14 protein-coding genes and 1 pseudogene are annotated in these 17,918 nt (G+C 72.0%); 9 read left to right on the top strand and 6 right to left on the bottom strand.

Annotation, left to right across the window (positions count from 1 at the left end):
* A pseudogene (locus tag AB0K82_RS43070) lies at nucleotides 1-315 on the top strand (DUF3071 domain-containing protein); the annotation flags it as partial.
* Nucleotides 316-482: 167 nt separating this feature from the next.
* Here the strand turns inward: AB0K82_RS43070 and AB0K82_RS43075 are convergent.
* Entirely contained in the window at nucleotides 483-1,004 is a 522-nt protein-coding gene (locus AB0K82_RS43075) for a helix-turn-helix domain-containing protein (RefSeq protein ID WP_364409104.1), read from the bottom strand.
* A 254-nt stretch (nucleotides 1,005-1,258) separates the two neighbouring features.
* Nucleotides 1,259-2,554, bottom strand: coding sequence for a SpoIIE family protein phosphatase (locus tag AB0K82_RS43080; RefSeq protein ID WP_364409107.1), 1,296 nt, complete (start codon nucleotides 2,552-2,554; stop codon nucleotides 1,259-1,261).
* Between the two features lie 273 nt (nucleotides 2,555-2,827).
* On the opposite strand from AB0K82_RS43080, the gene AB0K82_RS43085 reads away from it, so the two are divergent.
* Together AB0K82_RS43085 and AB0K82_RS43090 are read left to right on the top strand one after the other, a co-directional pair.
* Nucleotides 2,828-3,805 carry an ATP-binding cassette domain-containing protein gene (locus AB0K82_RS43085; RefSeq protein ID WP_364409110.1) on the top strand — a complete coding sequence of 326 codons (978 nt, stop codon included), beginning with the start codon at nucleotides 2,828-2,830 and terminating at the stop codon, nucleotides 3,803-3,805.
* The gene (locus AB0K82_RS43090) at nucleotides 3,802-4,614 is read left to right on the top strand and encodes an ABC transporter permease (protein WP_364409112.1); all 813 of its coding nucleotides are present in this window, start codon (nucleotides 3,802-3,804) and stop codon (nucleotides 4,612-4,614) included. Before AB0K82_RS43085 ends, AB0K82_RS43090 begins: the two co-directional genes overlap by 4 nt.
* Nucleotides 4,615-4,696: 82 nt before the next feature.
* On the opposite strand, the gene AB0K82_RS43095 is transcribed toward AB0K82_RS43090, so the two are convergent.
* Nucleotides 4,697-5,983, bottom strand: a complete 1,287-nt coding sequence (locus AB0K82_RS43095; RefSeq protein WP_364409115.1) for an MFS transporter — start codon at nucleotides 5,981-5,983, stop codon at nucleotides 4,697-4,699.
* Nucleotides 5,984-6,100: 117 nt separating this feature from the next.
* Between AB0K82_RS43095 and AB0K82_RS43100 the strand changes: the two genes are divergently transcribed.
* A complete protein-coding gene (locus AB0K82_RS43100; RefSeq protein WP_364409117.1) occupies nucleotides 6,101-7,072 on the top strand; it encodes an Lrp/AsnC family transcriptional regulator in 972 nt (323 codons plus the stop codon).
* Here AB0K82_RS43100 and AB0K82_RS43105 read toward each other — a convergent pair.
* Together AB0K82_RS43105 and AB0K82_RS43110 are read right to left on the bottom strand one after the other, a co-directional pair.
* Entirely contained in the window at nucleotides 7,023-10,265 is a 3,243-nt protein-coding gene (locus tag AB0K82_RS43105) for a BTAD domain-containing putative transcriptional regulator (RefSeq protein ID WP_364409120.1), read from the bottom strand. The genes AB0K82_RS43100 and AB0K82_RS43105 overlap by 50 nt on opposite strands.
* A 211-nt stretch (nucleotides 10,266-10,476) precedes the next feature.
* Nucleotides 10,477-11,811 (bottom strand): NAD(P)/FAD-dependent oxidoreductase, encoded by a 1,335-nt coding sequence (locus AB0K82_RS43110; RefSeq protein ID WP_364409123.1) that lies wholly within the window; start codon nucleotides 11,809-11,811, stop codon nucleotides 10,477-10,479.
* A gap of 375 nt (nucleotides 11,812-12,186) precedes the next feature.
* Between AB0K82_RS43110 and AB0K82_RS43115 the strand changes: the two genes are divergently transcribed.
* From AB0K82_RS43115 to AB0K82_RS43135, 5 genes are all read left to right on the top strand, one after another.
* Entirely contained in the window at nucleotides 12,187-12,765 is a 579-nt protein-coding gene (locus AB0K82_RS43115) for a YbhB/YbcL family Raf kinase inhibitor-like protein (protein ID WP_364409126.1), read from the top strand.
* Between the two features lie 260 nt (nucleotides 12,766-13,025).
* Nucleotides 13,026-14,879 carry a hypothetical protein gene (locus AB0K82_RS43120; protein ID WP_364409128.1) on the top strand — a complete coding sequence of 618 codons (1,854 nt, stop codon included), beginning with the start codon at nucleotides 13,026-13,028 and terminating at the stop codon, nucleotides 14,877-14,879.
* 466 nt (nucleotides 14,880-15,345) lie between these two features.
* Nucleotides 15,346-15,861 carry a DUF6879 family protein gene (locus tag AB0K82_RS43125; RefSeq protein ID WP_364409131.1) on the top strand — a complete coding sequence of 172 codons (516 nt, stop codon included), beginning with the start codon at nucleotides 15,346-15,348 and terminating at the stop codon, nucleotides 15,859-15,861.
* A 31-nt stretch (nucleotides 15,862-15,892) separates the two neighbouring features.
* Nucleotides 15,893-16,741: a helix-turn-helix transcriptional regulator gene (locus tag AB0K82_RS43130; protein ID WP_364409134.1), complete on the top strand. Its 849-nt coding sequence runs from the start codon at nucleotides 15,893-15,895 to the stop codon at nucleotides 16,739-16,741.
* 227 nt (nucleotides 16,742-16,968) lie between these two features.
* A complete protein-coding gene (locus tag AB0K82_RS43135) occupies nucleotides 16,969-17,283 on the top strand; it encodes a hypothetical protein (RefSeq protein WP_364409137.1) in 315 nt (104 codons plus the stop codon).
* 52 nt (nucleotides 17,284-17,335) lie between these two features.
* Here AB0K82_RS43135 and AB0K82_RS43140 read toward each other — a convergent pair.
* Nucleotides 17,336-17,918 (bottom strand): transposase (locus AB0K82_RS43140; protein ID WP_364409139.1); only part of this gene is annotated, 583 nt, incomplete at its 5' end.

The following is a 17,918-nucleotide window of genomic DNA, read 5'->3' on the forward strand; positions in this document are numbered from 1 at the left end:
CCACACGACGCCGAACCGGCCGCCGCGGCCAAGCCCGCGGCGCCCGAGCCGGCTCCGGCGCCGAAGCCCGCCCCGGCGCCCAAACCGGCCCCGGCGAAGCCTGCCGCCAAACCGGCCGCCAAACCGGCCGCGCAGAAGCCCGCCGAGAAGCCGGCGGAGAAGGTCGCCGACCGTCCCGCGGCCGCCGCGGCGGCGACGCCCGCCGCACCGCCCGCTCCGGAGAAGCGCCCGCCGGCCCGGAAGAGGGCCCGCAGCAAGCGCGCCTCGGTCCCGTCCTGGGACGAGATCATGTTCGGCGCCCGCCGCCCCGAGTAGGGCGGCGGGCGGCGGAACCTCGACCATCGCGCAGGCGTGGCGCTCGGTGAAGCCGCTGCCAACGGGCCCGTTATCGGGACGAGTCACCTGGCAGCGCGGGCTTTCACCGAGCATTGCGCCCGCCCCGACGAGCGGGCCACCTCCCGCCCTGAGCCGGCCGCCTCCCGTCACCCCGCGAAGCCCGCCGACCCTTGGTCGCCCGCGAAGCCGTGACGCATGATTCGGAGGAGCCGCCGCGCCTCCTCCGCGCCGGTCGCCGCGATGGCGGTCGCGTTCGTCAGGGCGAGCAGGTCGTCCACGGTCAGATCGGCGTTCGCGTCGCCGCTTCGCTGGGCTCGGACGAGCAACTCCTGGGCGATGGCCCGCATGGAACGATGCCACTGGTCGAACAGTGCGGTGCGCCGCTCGTCGCTGTTCTCGGTCCCCGCGAACGCCAGAGCGCGCTTGGTCGCCACGTGAACGACGAAGTCGTCCAGCCACGCGAACAGGGCCTCGACCGCCGATCCGCCGTCGATCAGGGCGGCGCCCTTCTCGCAGAGCGCCTCCACCTCGTCCGCGTAGACCGCCACGATCAGATCACTCCGGGTCGGGAAGTGCCGGTAGAGCGTCGCGTTGCCGACGCCCGCCCGGCGGGCCACCTCGTCCAACGCGACGCCGGGCCCGCGCTCGTCGGAGAGCTCCCGCGCCAACCTACGAAGACACCGTCGTGCGCGTGGAGAATGGCTGGCGGATCAGCCACCGCACGGTGCTCGCCCGCCGGGCTCCCCTGGGCGGGTGACGGCCGCGCCTTCGGCGGCGGGCCGTGCCCGCCGGAGGCGCGGCGGGGTCAGAGTCGTACGACGAGGGCGGTGTCGTCGGCCGCGCCGCCGGCGGCAGGCCGACCACCCTCTCGAAACCGTACGGCACCGCAGGCCGACTCGGCTCACGCCGCCGACCAGGCGACTCAGAGTCGTACGACGACGAGGGCCGTGTCGTCGGCCGCGCCGTCGGCCACGCCGAGGTCGGCGAGGACCGCGTCGGCCAGCGACTCGGAGTCCAGCCCGCCGTGCCGGCCGACGCTGTCGGCGAGACGGCCGAGGCCGTCGTCGATGTCCTCGCCCCGGCGCTCGACGAGGCCGTCGGTGTACAGCACGAGCGTGGCGCCGGAGGCGTAGCGCCGCTCGGCCTGCGGCCGCGGGGTGCCCAGGGGGTTGAGGCCGAGGGGCGGGTCGGTGGCCTGGTCGAGGAAGTCGACCGTGCCGTCGGGCTGCAGCAGGACCGGCGGCAGGTGGCCGGCGCAGCTGTAGGTGATCTTCTGCTCGGCCTTGTCGATGACCGCCTGGATGGCGGTGCTGGCCAGCGCCCCCTCGACCGAAAGCGCGTACCGGCCGAGCGCCTGGAGTGCCGGGGCGGGCTCGGCGAGGGACTGGACGGCGGTGCTGAGCGCGCTGCGCAGCTGTCCCATCACTCCGGCGGCGGACAGCCCGTGCCCGACGACGTCCCCGACCGCCACCGCGAGCCGGGTCTCGTCCAGCTCGATCAGCTCGTACCAGTCGCCGCACACGTGCAAAGTGTCGACCGCGGGCAGGTAGCGCACCGCGACGTCACCGGGGTGCTGGAGGTCGACCTCCGGCAGCATCGCCCGCTGCAGCGTCAGCGCGACCTGCCGTTCCCGGGCGTACGCCCGCCTCAGCTCCTCGTAGCTCTCATAGAGCTCCTTGGCCCGGCCGAACAGTTCGGCCTCCATGGCCTGGTGCCGGTCCGGGTCCTCCTGCGCCTGATGCGTGACGAACCCGGTCACGTCCTCGGTACGGACCACGAACAGCGCCGCCTCACCGTCCAGGCCCAGGACGGGGCTGGTGAACGTGCTCCAGTACCGCTCCTCGAACTCACCGGGGCGGTCCGCCACGGGAATGTCGTACTTCTGCGGTCCCTGGATGTCCCGCTGACGCGTGACCGCGGCCCGTCGCACGGACGTCTTCAGGCTGCGCATGCCGCGCAGTCCGGCGTCCTGCTCACAAGGGAAGGCGTCGAACATGTACCGGCCGACGAGGTCCTCCCTCGTGCGTCCCGTGGTCTCGAGGTAGGACCGGTTGGCCTCCACGATCGTCAGGTCGGGGGTCAGCACCAGGCACGGACTCGGAGTGGCCGCGAACAGAGCCTCGTAGTCGATCTCGGCAGCCGTGACACACCTCCGGGTACGTGCAGTGATTACCCAGAGTTTATGGGAGACCCCGCGATGACCTGCGACGACTCCCACCGGCGCGGTCGATCACGGCGCCCTCGGTCATCACTGGCCGCTCTCTTGTCGCGGTCGCGTTGCGCCGAACCATGATCACTGGCTATCACTGCCGCCTATGGTCAGCGAACGCCAGTGATCTTGTTGACCGCGTGGCCGGCGGCGGGGCTGCCGCGCTCAGCGCCCCCTTCTCAGGAGGCTGTCAGGCGGTATCAGACGGATGTGCGCCGTATGTCAGGGCGGTCGGAGACAGTGAGGGTCGTACACATAGCGACCTCATGAGAGAAGACCCCCATGACTTACGCGATCCAGGCGGAGGGCCTGGTGAAGCGGTTCGGTGAGACGGTCGCCCTGGACGGCGTGAGCCTGACGGCGCGCCCCGGCACCGTACTCGGCGTGCTCGGCCCGAACGGGGCGGGCAAGACCACCGCCGTCCGCGTTCTCGCCACCCTGCTGCGGCCCGACGAGGGCCGCGCGACCGTCGACGGCCACGACGTCGTGCGCGAAGCGCACCAGGTCAGGCAGCTGATCGGGCTGACCGGGCAGTACGCGTCGGTCGACGAGATGCTGACCGGCACGGAGAACCTCGTCATGATCGGCCGGCTGCTGGACATGTCACGGTCGGAGGCGAAGGCGCGCGCGGCCGAGTTGCTGGAGCGGTTCGAACTGTGGGACGCCCGCGACCGCCCGGCCAAGACCTACTCCGGCGGCATGCGCCGTCGGCTGGACCTGGCGGCCAGCCTGGTCGGGCGGCCGTCGGTGCTGTTCCTCGACGAGCCGACCACGGGCCTGGACCCGCACGCCCGCGGCGGGCTATGGGACATCGTCCGCGGCCTGGTCGACGACGGTGTGACCGTGCTGCTGACCACGCAGTACCTGGAGGAGGCCGATCTGTTCGCGGACGAGATCGCCGTGATCGACCGGGGCAAGGTGATCGCCAACGGCACCCCCGACCAGCTCAAGACGCAGGTCGGCGGGCAGGTGCTCCAGGTCCGGCCGGTCGACGAGCGGGACCGTGAGACGGTCGCCGGCCTGGTCAGCGTGGTGGTCGGCGACGGGATGCAGGTCGAGGGCGACCTGGTGACCGCGCCGGTGACCGATCCGGCCGTGCTGCCGACGATCGTCCGCCGGCTCGACGACGCGGGCGTGCTGGTGGCCGAGCTGTCGCTGCGCAAGTCGACCCTGGACGAGGTCTTCCTCGCCCTGACCGGCCACCGCGCCGAGCCGACCGACACCGCCGCCGAACTCGTCACCGAAGGGAGCCGGGCATGACCGCCTCCACCGTCACCGCACCCCGCACGCTGACCCGGCACGTCAGCCCCGTCGCGACCCTGCGGCACACCGCGACGCTCGCCTGGCGCAGTCTGGTGCAGATCAAGCACAACCCCATGGAGCTGATCGATCTCAGCATCCAACCGATCATGTTCGTGCTGCTGTTCACGTACGTGTTCGGCGGCCAGATGGCCGGTGGCCATCCGGTGCAGTACCTGCAGTTCGCGCTGCCGGGGATCATCGCGCAGAACGCCATGTTCGCCACCATGAACACCGGCTTCCTGCTGAACACCGACCTGACCAAGGGCGTGTTCGACCGGCTGCGCAGCCTGCCCATCGGGCGGATGTCGCCGCTGGCCGGCCGGATCGTCGCGGACACCGTCAAGCAGGCCTGGTCGATGGCGATCCTGATCGCCGTCGGCATGATCATCGGTTTCCGCGTGAAGACCGACGTCATCCACCTGGTCCTGGCCTTCCTGCTGCTCCTGGCCTTCGCGCTGGCGTTCTCCTGGATCGCCGTGCTGATCGGCGTCCTGGTGAGCGAGCCGGACAAGGTGATGATCTTCGGATTCACGACGGTCTTCCCGCTCAGCTTCACGAGCAGCGCGTTCGCGCGGGTCGACACGATGCCGGGCTGGTTGCAGACCTGGGTCAAGGTCAACCCCGTGACGCACCTCGCCGACGCCACCCGCGGCCTCATCAACGGCGGCGCCGTCGCGTCCCCGGTCCTGAAGTCCCTGGTGTGGGCGGCGAGCATCGCGCTCGTCTTCGCGCCGCTCGCGGTCCGCGCGCTGCGCCGCCGGGTCTGAGGGCCGTCCGCCTGATGCGGGCCCGCGCGGCGCGGGCCCGCATCAGGCCGTCCTCCGCAGGAGCACCGCGGCGGTCGTGCGCTCAGGCGGCTACGGGAGCGGGCGCGGGGCGGATCGCCAGGAGGGCGAGTACTCCGGCGGCCGACGCGATCCCGGCGGCCGTCAGGTAGACCCCGCCGATCCCCTGCGGCGACCTGAACACGACCCCCAGGACGGCGACGCCGAGCGTCTGCCCGAGTTGCCGGAAGGTGGTCATCGCGCCGGCGGCCATGCCGCCGCGCTCCGGGGGCACCGACCCCATCACGGCCGCGCCCATCGACGGCCCGACGACGCCCACGCCGAGCCCGGTGACGATGAGCCCGAGGGTCAGCGACCACGTCTGGAGGGCGCACCCGAGGCCGCCCATGAGCAGGCCGGCGCCGACGGTCAGGCGCGGCGCGGCGCCGTGCAGGAACCGGCCGCCGAGGGTCGAGACGACGAAGCTCGTCAGCGCGAGCGGCGTCATCGCCAGTCCGGCGTTGAGAGGGCCGAGGCCGCGGCCGGACTGCAGCCGGATCGACGTGTAGACCAGGGCGGCGAAGGCCACGGACCCGGCGAGGGAGCCGGCCATCACGGCGGAGAAGGACGGCCGGGCGAACAGTCTGACGTCGAGCAGCGGGCGGCGGCGCCGGAGTTCGACGGTGACGAAGGTCACGAGGCCGACGGCCGCCACGGCGTATCCGATCGGTTCGCCGGCGGTCAGCGCGTAGGTGAGCGAGCCGGCGCACAGCGCGAACGACGCCATGCCGAGCGGGTCGATCCCCGCGTCCGGGGCGAGCCTGACGTTGGCCGTCGAGCGCAGGGTCAGCACCAGGGCGGCGACGACGATCGGGGGGTTGACGAAGAAGATCGCCCGCCAGTCCAGGCAGGTGACCAGGACTCCGCCCACCATCGGTCCCACCGCTGCGGCGAGCCCGTTGACGGCGAAGAAGATCCCCAGGGCGGTGCCCTTGTCCCTGCCGCCGTAGGAGTTCGCGGCCAGGGTGAACGTCGTCACGGCCAGGGCCGCTCCGCCGACGCCCTGCAGGGCGCGGGCCGCGATGAGCGTGCCGGCGTCCGGCGCGAGCCCGCAGGCCAGGGAGGCGACGGCGAAGACGGCGAGGCCGGCCAGGTAGGTGTCGCGGTGGCCGTACAGGTCGGCCAGGGATCCGGCGGTGAGCATCAGGACGGCCAGCACCAGCGTGTAGCCGTTCGCCACCCACTGCAGGCTCTCCAGGGAGGCCGTCAGGTCGCGCGCCATGTCGGGCAGCGCGACCGTCACGACGGTGGTGTCCACGAGGAACAGGAACGATCCGAGGCAGGCCGCCGCGAGCGGCACCCACTTGCGCATGAGCGAGTCCTTACGGTGATTGACGAGAACGAGCCCGAACGATCGCCTGCGCGACCGGGGCACCGCCAGCCATGCGGGGCCACTCGCCGGATACCGTCAGGCTGTTACGGTGGCGCGGTGGATTCCGTCGACCTTGGCCTGATTCACGCGCTGCGGCTGGACGGCCGGGCGTCGTTCCGCGCCATCGCCGAGGTCCTCGGCGTCTCGGAGAACACCGTGGCGCGCCGCTACCGGCGGCTGCGGGGCGAGGGCCTGCTGCGGGTGGTCGGCACCGTCAACGGCGCACGCCTCGGCTACGTCCCCTGGACCATCCGGCTCCGCTGCACGCCCGACGCGGCGAGCCGGGTCGCCGAGGCGCTCGCCGCCCGGGAGGACACCTCATGGGTGTACCTGCTGTCGGGCGGCACCGAGATCTCCTGCAACGTGCAGGCGCGCAGCGCCGACGAGCAGGAGGCGCTGCTGCTGCACCGGCTGCCGCGGACGAGCCGGGTCGTCTCCGTGTCCGCGCACCTGCTGCTGCGCGGCTTCGCGCTGCCCACCGGCTGGGCGGGCGTGGCCGCCCTGTCCCCCGAGCAGGTGGAGCAGCTCCGGCCCGAGCCGCCGGAGGCCGAGGACGGGCCGGTCACGCTCGACGACGGCGACCGGGTGCTGCTGCAGGCCCTGTCCCGCGACGGAAGGGCCGCGTACGCGGAGCTGACCTCGGTCACCGGATGGTCGGAGTCGACGGTGAAGAGGCGGCTGACCGCTTTGCGCCGGACCGGGGTCCTGCGGTACCAGCTCGACGTCCCGCCCGCTGTGGTCGGCTTCGCGGCCGAGGCCCGGCTGTGGATGAGCGTCCGGCCGGCCGAGGCCGTCGAGACCGCCGAGGCGCTCGCACGGCACCCGGAGGTCTCGTTCGCCGCGCTCACGACCGGCCCGACCAACCTCCTGGCCGCCGTGAACTGCCGGGACGCCGGAGACCTCGCCCGCTACCTCACCGAGCGGGTCGCCGTCCTCGGCGGCATCCAGTCGATGGAGACGGCACCGATCATCCGTACGGTCAAGCGGGCGGGGTCGCTGTTCCCGGGCGGGCCGCCGGCCGGTCGGTGATCGGGTCGATCCCGAGATGGTCCGCGACGTCCGTGATCCGCATCGCGTGACCGCGCGCGTACGCCTCCGCGTACCGCTCCTCGCCGATCGCCTGCCGTACGGCCTGCTCGATCCGCGGCGGATCCTCGAGCGAGCGGTCCTCGGTCCCGCGTATGCCGACGGCGGCCCCGAGGAACGATGCCGCGCGCTCGTGGTCACCGCTGCGGAGCGCGTGGTCGGCCAGGCCGACGAGGGACTGCCCGATGATCGGCGCGTCGTGCGCCACCCACGCGTACCGGAAGGCCTCGACGTGCCGGGCCAGCGCCGCGTCAAGCTCGCCCTCCGCCCCGTGGAGCATGGCGAGCTGAGTGTTGATCATCGAGGCGAACTGCGGCGGCCCGCCGTGCCACTCTCCGAGGACGAGGTCCTCGAGCGCGGCCCGGGCGGCGCCGAGGTCGCCGCGGCGCCGTGCCACGTCGGCGGTGGTGAAACGGACGACGGCCACGTCGAGGGGCGAGCCGCGGCGCTCGGCGCCCCGGAGCGCGGCGTCGAGTTCGGCGCGGGCCCTCTCGTCGTCACCGAGCGCGGCGTAGGCCTGGGCCAGCCGGACGCGCAGGTGACTGGACTCGTCGAAGCTGCCCAGGTCCAGCGAGTAGCGCAGGGCCTCCTCGATGTAGTCCTTGGCGGACAGCGGATCGCCCTGCCACAAGGTCAGCTCGGCGAGCCCGGTGAGCGTCAGCGACATGCCCCAGCGTTCGCCGAGGGCGCGGAACTCGTCGAGCGCGTCGGTGAAGTTCCGGTCGATCTCCCGGACCCGGCCGAGGTTGATCAGCGCGTGCCCGCGGATCGTCCCCGCGGTGGCCCGGAGCCACGGGTCACGCGCGTCGCGCAGGGATTCCACCGCCGCGAGCGCGTCCTCGATGCGGCCGTCGAAGATCAGCAGGCCCAGCGGGGCGACGCGCAGCATCGGATGCAGGTCGTCCGGCGGGATGTCCGCGCAGGCCTCCATCGCGGTTTCGATCCTGCGCCGCATGTCGTCCCTGTCGCGCAGCATCGGATCGTCGTCGATCTTGCCGGCCATCCAGTAGAGGGTGGCGACCGCGTACGCGGCGGCGGGCCCCTTGCCGGGCACCGCCAGGGCGTCCTGGGCGAGCTGCCGCCCCTCGACCCGCATTCCGCGCAGGAACCAGAACCAGCCCAGACTCGCGACGTAGCGGAGGGCGAGCGCGGCGTCCTGGACCTCGATCGCCCAGCGCAGCGCCGAATGAAGGTTGTCGTACTCGGCGACGAGGCGGTCCAGCCAGCGCAGCTGGTCACGGGTGCGCAGCTTGGGCTCCGCCGTCTCGGCCAGGCGAAGGAAGTGGTGCGCGTGCGCGCGGCGGACCCTCTTGGCCTCGCCCGCGTCGGACAGCCGCTCCGCGCCGTACGCTCGGATCGTCTCCAGGACGCGGTAGCGCCCGGTCGCGTCGATCTCGACGAGCGACTTCTCGACCAGCCCGGTGAGCGCATCGAGGACGTCGTCGCCGCAGACGTCCTCGATGCTCTCCAGGGTCGCGCCGCCCGCGAAGACCGACAGCCGCCGCAGCAGCGCGCGTTCGGCGTCGTCGAGCAGCTCCCAGCTCCAGTCGACGACGGCGCGCAGGGTCTGGTGCCGGGGCAGGGCCGTACGGCTGCCGCCCGTCAGCACGCGGAACCGGTCGTCGAGGCGGTCCGCGAGCTGCGCGGCGGTCATCGTACGGAGGCGGGCGGCGGCCAGTTCGATGGCCAGCGGCATGCCGTCGAGGCGGCGGCAGATGGCGAGGACCGCGGGGAGGTCGACTCCGGGGTCGAACCCGGGCCGCACCGCGGTGCCGCGCTCGACGAACAGGCGTACGGCGGGATAGTTCAGCGCTCCGCCCGGCGGTGCGGGCGCCCGGCCGGAGTCGGCGGTGGGCCGGTGGGCCTCGGCCGGGTCGTCCGGCGGGAAGGCGAGCGGAGGCACCGGCCACAGGCTCTCGCCGGTGATTCCGAGCGCCTCCCGGCTCGTCGCCAGGACCCGCACGCCGGGGCAGTCACCGAGCACCCGGTCGACGAGCCGGGCGCAGGAGTCGATCAGGTGCTCGCAGTTGTCGAGCAGGATGAGCAGCCGCTCGTCGGCCAGCGCGGCGACGAGCCGCTCGACCGGTTCGACGCTGGTGGGCGCCGCGCCGAGCATGCCGGCGGTGAGCGCGGTCTCGCGGAGCCCGAGCGTGCTCAGCAGCGCCTGCGGGACCTCACCCGGGTCGCCGACGCCGGCCAGCTCGACCAGCCAGACGCCGCCGGGCATGCGCTCGGTCAGGCCCGCGGCCGCCTCGACGGCCAGCCGGGTCTTCCCCGCTCCGCCGGGCCCGGTGAGGGTGACGAGGCGGTTCTCCTCCAGCAGCTTGCCGACGCGTTCGATCTCCTCCTCGCGGCCGATGAAGCTCGTCAGCCGGGCGGGCAGGTTGCTGCGGCCGCGTGACCGGGCGGGGGTCTGGTCCCCGCGGAGCACCGCGAGGTGGACGGCGCGCAGCTCCGGCGACGGGTCGACGCCGAGCTCCTCCGCGAGGGTGCGGCGGGCGTCCTCGAAGCTGGCGAGCGCGTCCGCCTGGCGGCCGGCGGCACACAGCGCCCGCATGTACTGTCCGCGCAGGCGCTCGCGGAGCGGGTGCGCGGCGACCAGCGCCTCCAGCTCGGCGGGGTCGGCGCGGCCGAGCAGCAGCAGCGCCTCGGCGTGGTCCTCGATCGCGGCGAGGCGCTGTTCGGTGAGGCGGGCGACGTGGCCGCGGGCGAATCCGGTGTCGGCGACGTCGGCGAGCGGCATGCCGCGCCAGAGGCTCAGGGCCTCGGCCAGGGCGTCCGCCGCGCGGGCCGGATCCTCCTGCAGCAGGCACCGTCCGTGCGCGATGAGCCGGTCGAAGCGCCGCAGGTCGACCACGTCCTCCTCGACGACCAGCCGGTACCCCGCGGGGCGGGAGTCGATCACCGCGGTGGGCAGGGTCCGGCGCAGCCGGGAGATCAGCGACTGGAGGGCGTTCGGGGCGCCGGCCGGTGGATCGCCGTCCCACACTCCGGTGACGAGGCGGTCGGCGGTCAGGACGCGGGGAGCCTCGAGGGCGAGCAGGATGAGGAGGGTACGCAGCCGGGCGCCACCGACCTCCACCGGCCGTCCGCCGTCATCGGTGACCTCGAGAGGGCCGAGCAACGAGATCCGCACGGGTCGATCCTCTCCTGTCCGCCCGGGGCGGCGCCCCGGCTTTTCCGGATTGGCGAGATATATCGCGTTGAGTCTCGCACAAAAAACGGCGGGTCGGCCTCCCTGCCGACCCGCCGCAAGGACGGAAAGGGTACTTCGCGCGCCGCTTCCGCCCCGGCCTGGGGCGGAAGGACACGGCGTGGCCGCCCCCGGCCGGGGGCGGGGACACGGATCAGGCCGCGCGGTCCTGCCCGCTGGCCAGTTCGAACTCCGCGCGCGGCCGTTCGATGGCGCCGAGGGACACCGTCTCGCGACGGAAGAACAGCGCGAGCGTCCAGTCGGCCACCACGCGCACCTTGCGGTTGACGGTGGGCACCCGCGACAGGTGGTACGTCCGGTGCATGAACCAGGCCGCGAACCCGCGCAGCTTCACGCCGTACACGTGCGCGACGCCCCGGTACAGGCCGAGGCTGGCGACCGACCCGGCGTACGAGTGGCGGTACGCCTTGCGCCGCTTGCCGCGAAGGGTCGCCACGATGTTGTCGGCGAGCCGCTTGGCCTGGCGCACGGCGTGCTGGGCGTTGGGCGCGCAGTACTCACCGGGCCGGGTCAGGTCCGGGACGGCGCCGCAGTCACCGGCCACGAACGCGTCGTCGGCGCCCTCGACGGTGAGGTACTCGGTCGCCACGACACGGCCCTGCCGGTCCAGGGGCAGGTCGGTGGAGCGGTTGAGCGGGTTCGGCTTGACACCGGCGGTCCACACGAGCGTGCCCGCCTCGAACTCCGTTCCGTCGTCCAGCACGATCCGGCGGTCGACGGCCGACGTGAGGCGCGTGTTCAGCCGCACGTCGATGCCCCGGCGGCGCAGCTCCTCGACCGTGTAGCGGCCCATCCGGTCGCCGACCTCGGGCAGGATCCGGTCGCTGGCCTCGACGAGCACCCAGCGCATGTCCTGCGGGCCGAGCTCCGGGTGGTACTTCAGGGCGCCGCGCGCCATGTCCTCCAGCTCGGCCAGGGCCTCGACGCCGGCGAAGCCGCCGCCGACGAAGACGAAGGTCAGGGCGCGGCGGCGCACCGCCTCGTCGTCGGTGGAGGCGGCGGCGTCGAGCCGTCCGAGCACGTGGTTGCGCAGGTGGATGGCCTCGGCGACGTTCTTGAACCCGATGCCGTGCTCGGCGAGCCCGGGGATCGGAAGCGTGCGGGAGACCGATCCCGGCGCCATCACCAGGTAGTCATAGGAGATCTCGGTCGCCGGGCCGGACGCCGGACGCACCGTCGCGACGTGGTGGGCGTGGTCGACGGAGACGACCCGGCCGTTCAGGACGCGTGCCCTGGACAGCACCCGGCGCAGCGGCACGACGACGTGGCGGGCCTCCAGGTGGCCTGCGGCCACCTCGGGGAGGAACGGCTGGTAGGTCATGAACGACTGGGGGTCCACGACCGTGATCGTCGCCTCGTTCGACCGCAGTCGCCGCTGCAGGCGCAGTGCGGTGTACATGCCGACGTAACCGCCGCCGACGATGAGGATGTGGGGAGTGGTCCGGCTCGTGTTCGGGCTCGTGGCCACGGCGATGCTTCTCCTCGCTCGACTGCTCGACTTGTGAATACATTCACAAACTACGCCATCGAGCCCGATATTCCAGGGGATCGCCATGTGAAAGATTGAAAAAGTTCACGTTACGCCAAACGAACCGGCGGGTTCCGTCGAGAAATCCGCCACCTCTTCCGATCACGCCGCCGCGTGGCCCGCCTTCCGCCTCAAGTCGTCTCCCGGCCGTCCGTCGGTCGAGACGGCATCGCCCGCCGGACCGCTTTAGGGTGAGCCGCACGCCCGGTGTTCGGTCCCGACGCCGCGTCGAGGAGCCGCGCGGCCCTCGATGCGCCGAATACGCGGACATCCGCCGGGCGCGGCGTACGATCGTCCCCCGGGAGCTGTATATCGATGATGACCACGTTGTGGCGGCCGGTGTGCCTGGCCGTCGTCGGGCTGCTGTCCCTCACGGGCTGCAGCCTCTTCGGGCAGAACAAACTCGTGCGCGGCAGCGTGCCGGACTCGATCACGGTGACCAGTCCGGCGTTCCGCGACGGCGCGCCGATGCCCGTCCGCTACGTCTGCCCGCAGTACGGCGGCCGGTCCAGGACGCCGCCGCTGCGCTGGTCCGTCGCGCAGAACGGCGTCGGCTCCCTCGCGCTCGTCATCGACGACCCGGACTCCCCCAGCGGCGCGTACGTCCACTGGGTGCTGTACAACATCGACGCCACGGCGGCCGAGCTCCTGGAGAACACCGTCCCGCCGCACGCCGAGCAGGCGGTCAACACCGCGCAGAAGGTCGGGTACGCCCCGCCCTGCCCGCCGAAGGGAGAGGTGCACCGGTACCGCTTCACGCTCTACGCGCTGAAGGACAAGGTGCCCCTGAAGAACGGCGCGAGCCTGGGTGACGCCCTGGCGGCGATCGCCTCCCGTACGATCGCGCGGGGCCGGATGACCGCGATCTTCCAGGGAGCCGTCGTGAAGTCCTGAGTGACCGGTGAGCCGAACGCTGTCGCCACGCATGAAGAGGCGTCGAGCGGGCAGGCGGCACCAATGGGCCTGAGGGCCAGTAGTGTGAAGGTAGATGTGTGCGAACCGTATGACAAGGGTCATAGCGGTCGGCGACAATCGGTCTAGCTCCTTGGGGGGCCCGGTGCCGGTGATCATGGGAAAAGGTCTCCGCGTCGGCGTCGACCGCTAGACCATGGCGTTGGGTGGTAGCTATGTGGGGTCTGATCGTTGTCCTTGGCTTGGTCGCGGTCGTCATCCTGGTCGGGGTGCTCGTCGCCCTCGGCATGAGGGCGAGCCGTGCCGGAGACGAAGACGACTGGATGTCCGACGAGGAGCAGCCCCGGGGCCGCCGCGCCGGCAGATCCCGAGGCCGCCGCGGCGAGGGTGACGAGGCGGTGGAGGACTCGTACGGCGGCGGCGACATGCGCGTGGCCGGTGCTCCGCTCCCGCAGCAGCAGCACCAGTTGCCCGCCGCGCCGATCGCCGGCCCGGGCGCCGGTCCGGCGCAGCTGCCCGCCCCGGTTCCGGCCGCGCCTCCGGGCAGCCGGAACAACGAGGAGATGGACGACGACGAGTACTGGTCGACCATCACCTTCGACAAGCCGAAGTTCCCCTGGCGGCAGGACGCCGGGCAGCCGTCCGAGGCGCGGGGGCAGGACCCTCTCGGCCAGCACCATGCGGCGCACCCCGAGCCGACGCCGCTGGCCGGCCCGCAGCCGCAGGGCATGCCGCTCGCCGGCCAGTCCCCGCACGGCGGTTCGATCGACTCACCGGCACCGCCGACCAGGCCGCAGCCGGCCGTCCCGGCCCTCGACACGCCGTCGACGCCGCCCGGCCCGCTCGACATCCCGTCGCTCCCGTCCGCGCTGGACATCCCGTCCTCCGAGCGGGCGGCCGAGACGGTGGCCGGTGACGAGATCCCGGCGTACGGCTCGACCGAACAGAGCGGCGGCTTCTCGCCCTCCTACCCGAGCGAGCCGTCCTACTCCTCCGAGGCGCCCTCGTACTCCTCCGAGGCGCCCTCGTACTCCTCCGAGCCCTCGTACTCCTCCGAGGCGCCCTCGTACTCCTCTGAGCCGTCCTACTCCTCGGAGGCACCGTCCTACTCCTCGGAGTCCCCGTACTCCTCCGAGCCCTCGTACGGCGTCGACCGCCCGTACGGCGCGGATCCGACGAGCGGTTACGGCGACGATCCGCTGAACACCGGCGAACGCCCGACGTACGGCTCGAGCTCCCCCGCCGCGCCGACTCCGCCGTCCGCGCCGCCGGTTCCCTCCCCGCTGGGATCCTCGGCCCCGCTCGGCTCCTCCCCCTCGATCAGCGGCAGCGACGACAGCCCCGTCGTCCCGGCCGTCGACGAGCTGCTGGCCAAGATCCAGCGGCAGCGCGCCGGAGGCGATGAGGGAGACTCGGGAGGCTCCGCCTCGGGCGGCCCCGCGCCGGCCTCGCCGAGCCCCGCCAAGTTCGACCCGCTCACCGACCCGCTCGACACCGGCGACCACTCGTACCGTTCCACCTCGGCCGGCTCCTCCTCCACCGGCGGCGGCTGGTCGACGGGCTCCTACGGGTCCTCCGACTCCTACAGCGGCGGTTCCGGGGACTCCTCCTACGGCTCCTCGACGAGCGGCTCGTACGGGTCCGACCCGCTGTCCGGCGGCTACAACTCGACCGGCGGGTACAGCACTCCCTCCTACGACAGCGGTTCCAGCGGTTACGGCTCCTCCCCGGCGTACGGCGCGGGCTCGCCGGGCCAGGACGACCCGCTCGGCGGCGGATACACCGGCTCGTCGTCCTCGTCGTCGGACTCGTACGGGTCCTACGGCGGCACGTCCACCGGCGGCTACTCGAACACCGGCGGCTACCAGACCTCCGGCTCGTCCTATGGCGGCTCGGACTACCTGGGCTCCTCGCCCGGCTCCGGCTCCGGCTACGACCTCGGCTCCTCGACGCCTGGGTCGGGCCAGCCGTCCGACGATCCGAACGCGACGCAGGCCTACCCGAGCAGCCCGTACGGCACCTCCTACGGCGACCGGAAGACCGACGACAAGCGCTCCGACGAGTGGGGCTCCTACGGGGACCACCGCGGCGGCTGAGGCCCCTCGCCCCGACACGACCGTGGGCTCCGTGGTTCGCATGAACCACGGAGCCCACGTCTTTTTCCGGGGATCGGTTTCGTCCACCCGGCGGTCGCGGCGGGAGAGACGTACACCGCGGGATATAAGGATGCCTCCGGAGAGGCGGCGAACGGCCGTTCGATTGCATGGCAACCGTTTGACCGCCCCCATCACGCTGCGTGAATCTCTCCTACGCAATCCGTACACGGACAGCGACTCAGGAGATCATTCATGCCTCTCAGGTTCGTCGGAATCGACCCGTTCACCAACGGGGATAACTGCCCCACCGTGTGGGTGGACGAGAAGACCAGCGAGATCGTCATTCAAGGATGGACCGCGGACCCGGATACTCGGAGGGAATGCCTGGCGACCGGCCCGATACCCGACCACGAGACGGTGCTGCGGCTACCGGCGCGAATGGCACCGATCCTGAAGGAGGCGTGCGATGTCGCCGGAGGTCCCATCGTTCAATGACCTGCTGGCCGAGTGCGACGAGTCGGCCGTCCACCTGGAGATGCGGGACGGCTACACGCCCGGTGATCCCGTCTACCGCGACTGGCGGGCGGGGCTCCGGATCGATGGACCGGAGCGCTATGCCGAATGGTTCGCGCTCGTGCGGACCACCGTCGCCCGTGGTGTCCGGATGCGGCGCGTCCGCATCGTGTCGGAACCACTGGCGGACTTCATCCGTTTCGAATACAACATAACGGGAGGATTGAACGTCGCGGCCGGCGAGCAGGTACGGTGGCTGCCTCGCCGGCAGGCCTCGGACCTGGCCCTGCCGGGCAACGACTTCTGGGTGTTCGACGGCCGGATCGTACGATTCGGCCACTTCGCCGGAGACGGGGACTTCGTCGGCCACGACGTCTGGGAGGATCCTGACGTGGTGAAGCTATGCACCTCCGCCTTCGAGGCGGCCTGGGAACGCGGGGTCGATCACGATGACTATCGCCCCGCCTGAGCGCCCCCGACCATCGCGGGGGACGGTGTCCATGACCTCACCGTCCTCGTCCGTCCAGGCGGCCCGTCAGGCCCTCGCCGACCGTCTGCGGGAGATCAGGGTCGACGCCGGCCTGACCGCCAAGGCGCTCGCCTCCGCCGCCGAATGGGACCGCACCAAGATCTCCAAGATCGAGCACGCCTCCCGGCCGCCCTCCGCCGACGACATCCGCCGCTGGTGCGCCGTCTGCAAGGCCGACGACCAGGCCGCCGATCTCGTGGCCTCGCTGCGCACCGTCGAGGGCGCCTACGTCGAGTGGCGGCGGCTGCAGCGCACCGGCCTGCGCCGGCTCCAGGAGTCCCGCGTGCCGCTGTACGAGCGGACCCGCAGCTTCCGCGTCTACTGCTCCCAGGTCGTTCCCGGCCTGTTCCAGACGGCCGCGTACGCCGGGGCGCTGTTGTCGGCCATCACGACGTTCCACGACTCCCCGAACGACGTCGAGGAGGCGGTGGCCGCCCGGATGGCCCGCTCGCACGTCGTACGGGACGGCGACCACCGGTTCGCCGTGCTCGTCGAGGAATCGGTGCTCCGCTACCAGGTCGGCGGCCCCGAGACCATGGCCGGGCAACTGCACCACCTGCTGGACATCATGGCGATGCCGTCGGTGTCCCTGGGCATCATCCCCTTCGACCACGGCGGCCGCCGGATGTGGACCCTGGAGGGCTTCAACATCTTCGACTCCGCCCAGGTCTCGGTGGAGCTGCTGTCGGCGGCGGTGACGGTCACGACACCGGGCGAGGTGGAGCTGTACGCGAAGGCGTTCGCCGAGCTGTCGACGATGGCGGTCTTCGGCGCTGCGGCACGGGCGCTCATCACCGCCGCGATCGACGCCCTCGACTGAGCCGGCCGGGCAGATTCGAGTGGACCGCCTCTGAGCCGGCCAGGCGGACGTGAGTGGACCGCCTCTGAGCCGGCCGGGCGGGCGTCCGCCGGACCGGGCATCGCGCGCCGGAGACCCATGTGCCTTAAGCGTGTGCCACACTCGGGCACACTCCTCGCACCTGGCAGGTCGACGGCTTTAAGGTCACGGCAGACGGCCGTGTACCCCGCGCGATGAGGAGAACGCACATGGGCGAGGAGACCGTCGCCGCGTTAGTCGTCCGGCACCTGCACGAACTGCGGGGTGCGCTCGATCAGGCCGGCTTCGAGACCACTTTCGACCACCCCCACGGCGCGGCACCGTACCTCCGGGCGACCAACCGGCACGCGCCTGTCATGTCGGAGACGATCCGCTGCGAACACCACATCGTGGACGGCGACGCCTACTGGTTCTTCTACTCGTGGGGCCAGCCGATCTGTCCGGCGGTGGACAAGTCCCTGGCCGCTCGGGAGATCAGTCGCGTCATCGGCAACCGAGCCCCTCGCCTCCGGGCGGACACGTGAGCACGGCGCCTCTGGTCACTCCTCCGACGAAGGAGGCTTCCTAATGCTGTTGTCAAGCGGCAGCGGTGACCGGTGGTGCGGGTTGGTGGCATCGTCTGTCACGCAGGAGTGCCCACAACACGTTGACTCGTCGGCGGGCCAGGGCCAGGACCGCTTGGGTGTGGTGTTTGCCTTCGGTTCTCTTGCGGTTGTAGAAGATGCGCGATTCGGGGTTGCGCTGGATGCTGATCAGCGCGGAGGTGTAGAAGACCCGGTTGAGTCCTCGGTGGTAACGCTGGGGCCGGTGCAGGTTGCCCTGGATACGGCCGGAGTCACGCGGGACCGGGGACAGGCCGGCGAAGCTGGCGAGGCGGTCGGCGGTGCCGAACATGTCCAGGTCGCCGCCGGTGGCGGTCAGGAACTCGGTGCCGAGGATGGTGCCGATGCCGGGCAGGCTGGTGATCACCTCGGCGTCGCGGTGGCGGTGAAACCTGCCCTCGATGAGCTTGTCGATGTCTTTGATCTGCTCGTTGAGGGCTATCACCTCCCTGGCCAGCGTGGTGATCAACTGTGCGGTCAGGGTCTCGCCGGGCAGGCTGGTGTGCTGGCGTTGCGCGGCGTCGATGGCGGCTTGGGCGAGCTGGGCGGCCCCGCGG

Source organism: Actinoallomurus sp. NPDC052274 (genome assembly GCF_040679475.1).
In the GTDB taxonomy this organism is placed as follows: Bacteria; Actinomycetota; Actinomycetes; order Streptosporangiales; family Streptosporangiaceae; genus Actinoallomurus; species Actinoallomurus liliacearum.

Excerpts from the sequence above, each read along its gene's own strand:
- AB0K82_RS43095 (WP_364409115.1), bottom strand. The coding sequence starts at position 5,983 with ATGCGCAAGTGGGTGCCGCTCGCGGCGGCCTGCCTCGGATCGTTCCTG.
- AB0K82_RS43090 (WP_364409112.1), top strand. The coding sequence starts at position 3,802 with ATGACCGCCTCCACCGTCACCGCACCCCGCACGCTGACCCGGCACGTC.
- AB0K82_RS43130 (WP_364409134.1), top strand. The coding sequence starts at position 15,893 with ATGACCTCACCGTCCTCGTCCGTCCAGGCGGCCCGTCAGGCCCTCGCC.
- AB0K82_RS43125 (WP_364409131.1), top strand. The coding sequence starts at position 15,346 with ATGTCGCCGGAGGTCCCATCGTTCAATGACCTGCTGGCCGAGTGCGAC.
- AB0K82_RS43135 (WP_364409137.1), top strand. The coding sequence starts at position 16,969 with ATGGGCGAGGAGACCGTCGCCGCGTTAGTCGTCCGGCACCTGCACGAA.
- AB0K82_RS43115 (WP_364409126.1), top strand. The coding sequence starts at position 12,187 with ATGATGACCACGTTGTGGCGGCCGGTGTGCCTGGCCGTCGTCGGGCTG.
- AB0K82_RS43085 (WP_364409110.1), top strand. The coding sequence starts at position 2,828 with ATGACTTACGCGATCCAGGCGGAGGGCCTGGTGAAGCGGTTCGGTGAG.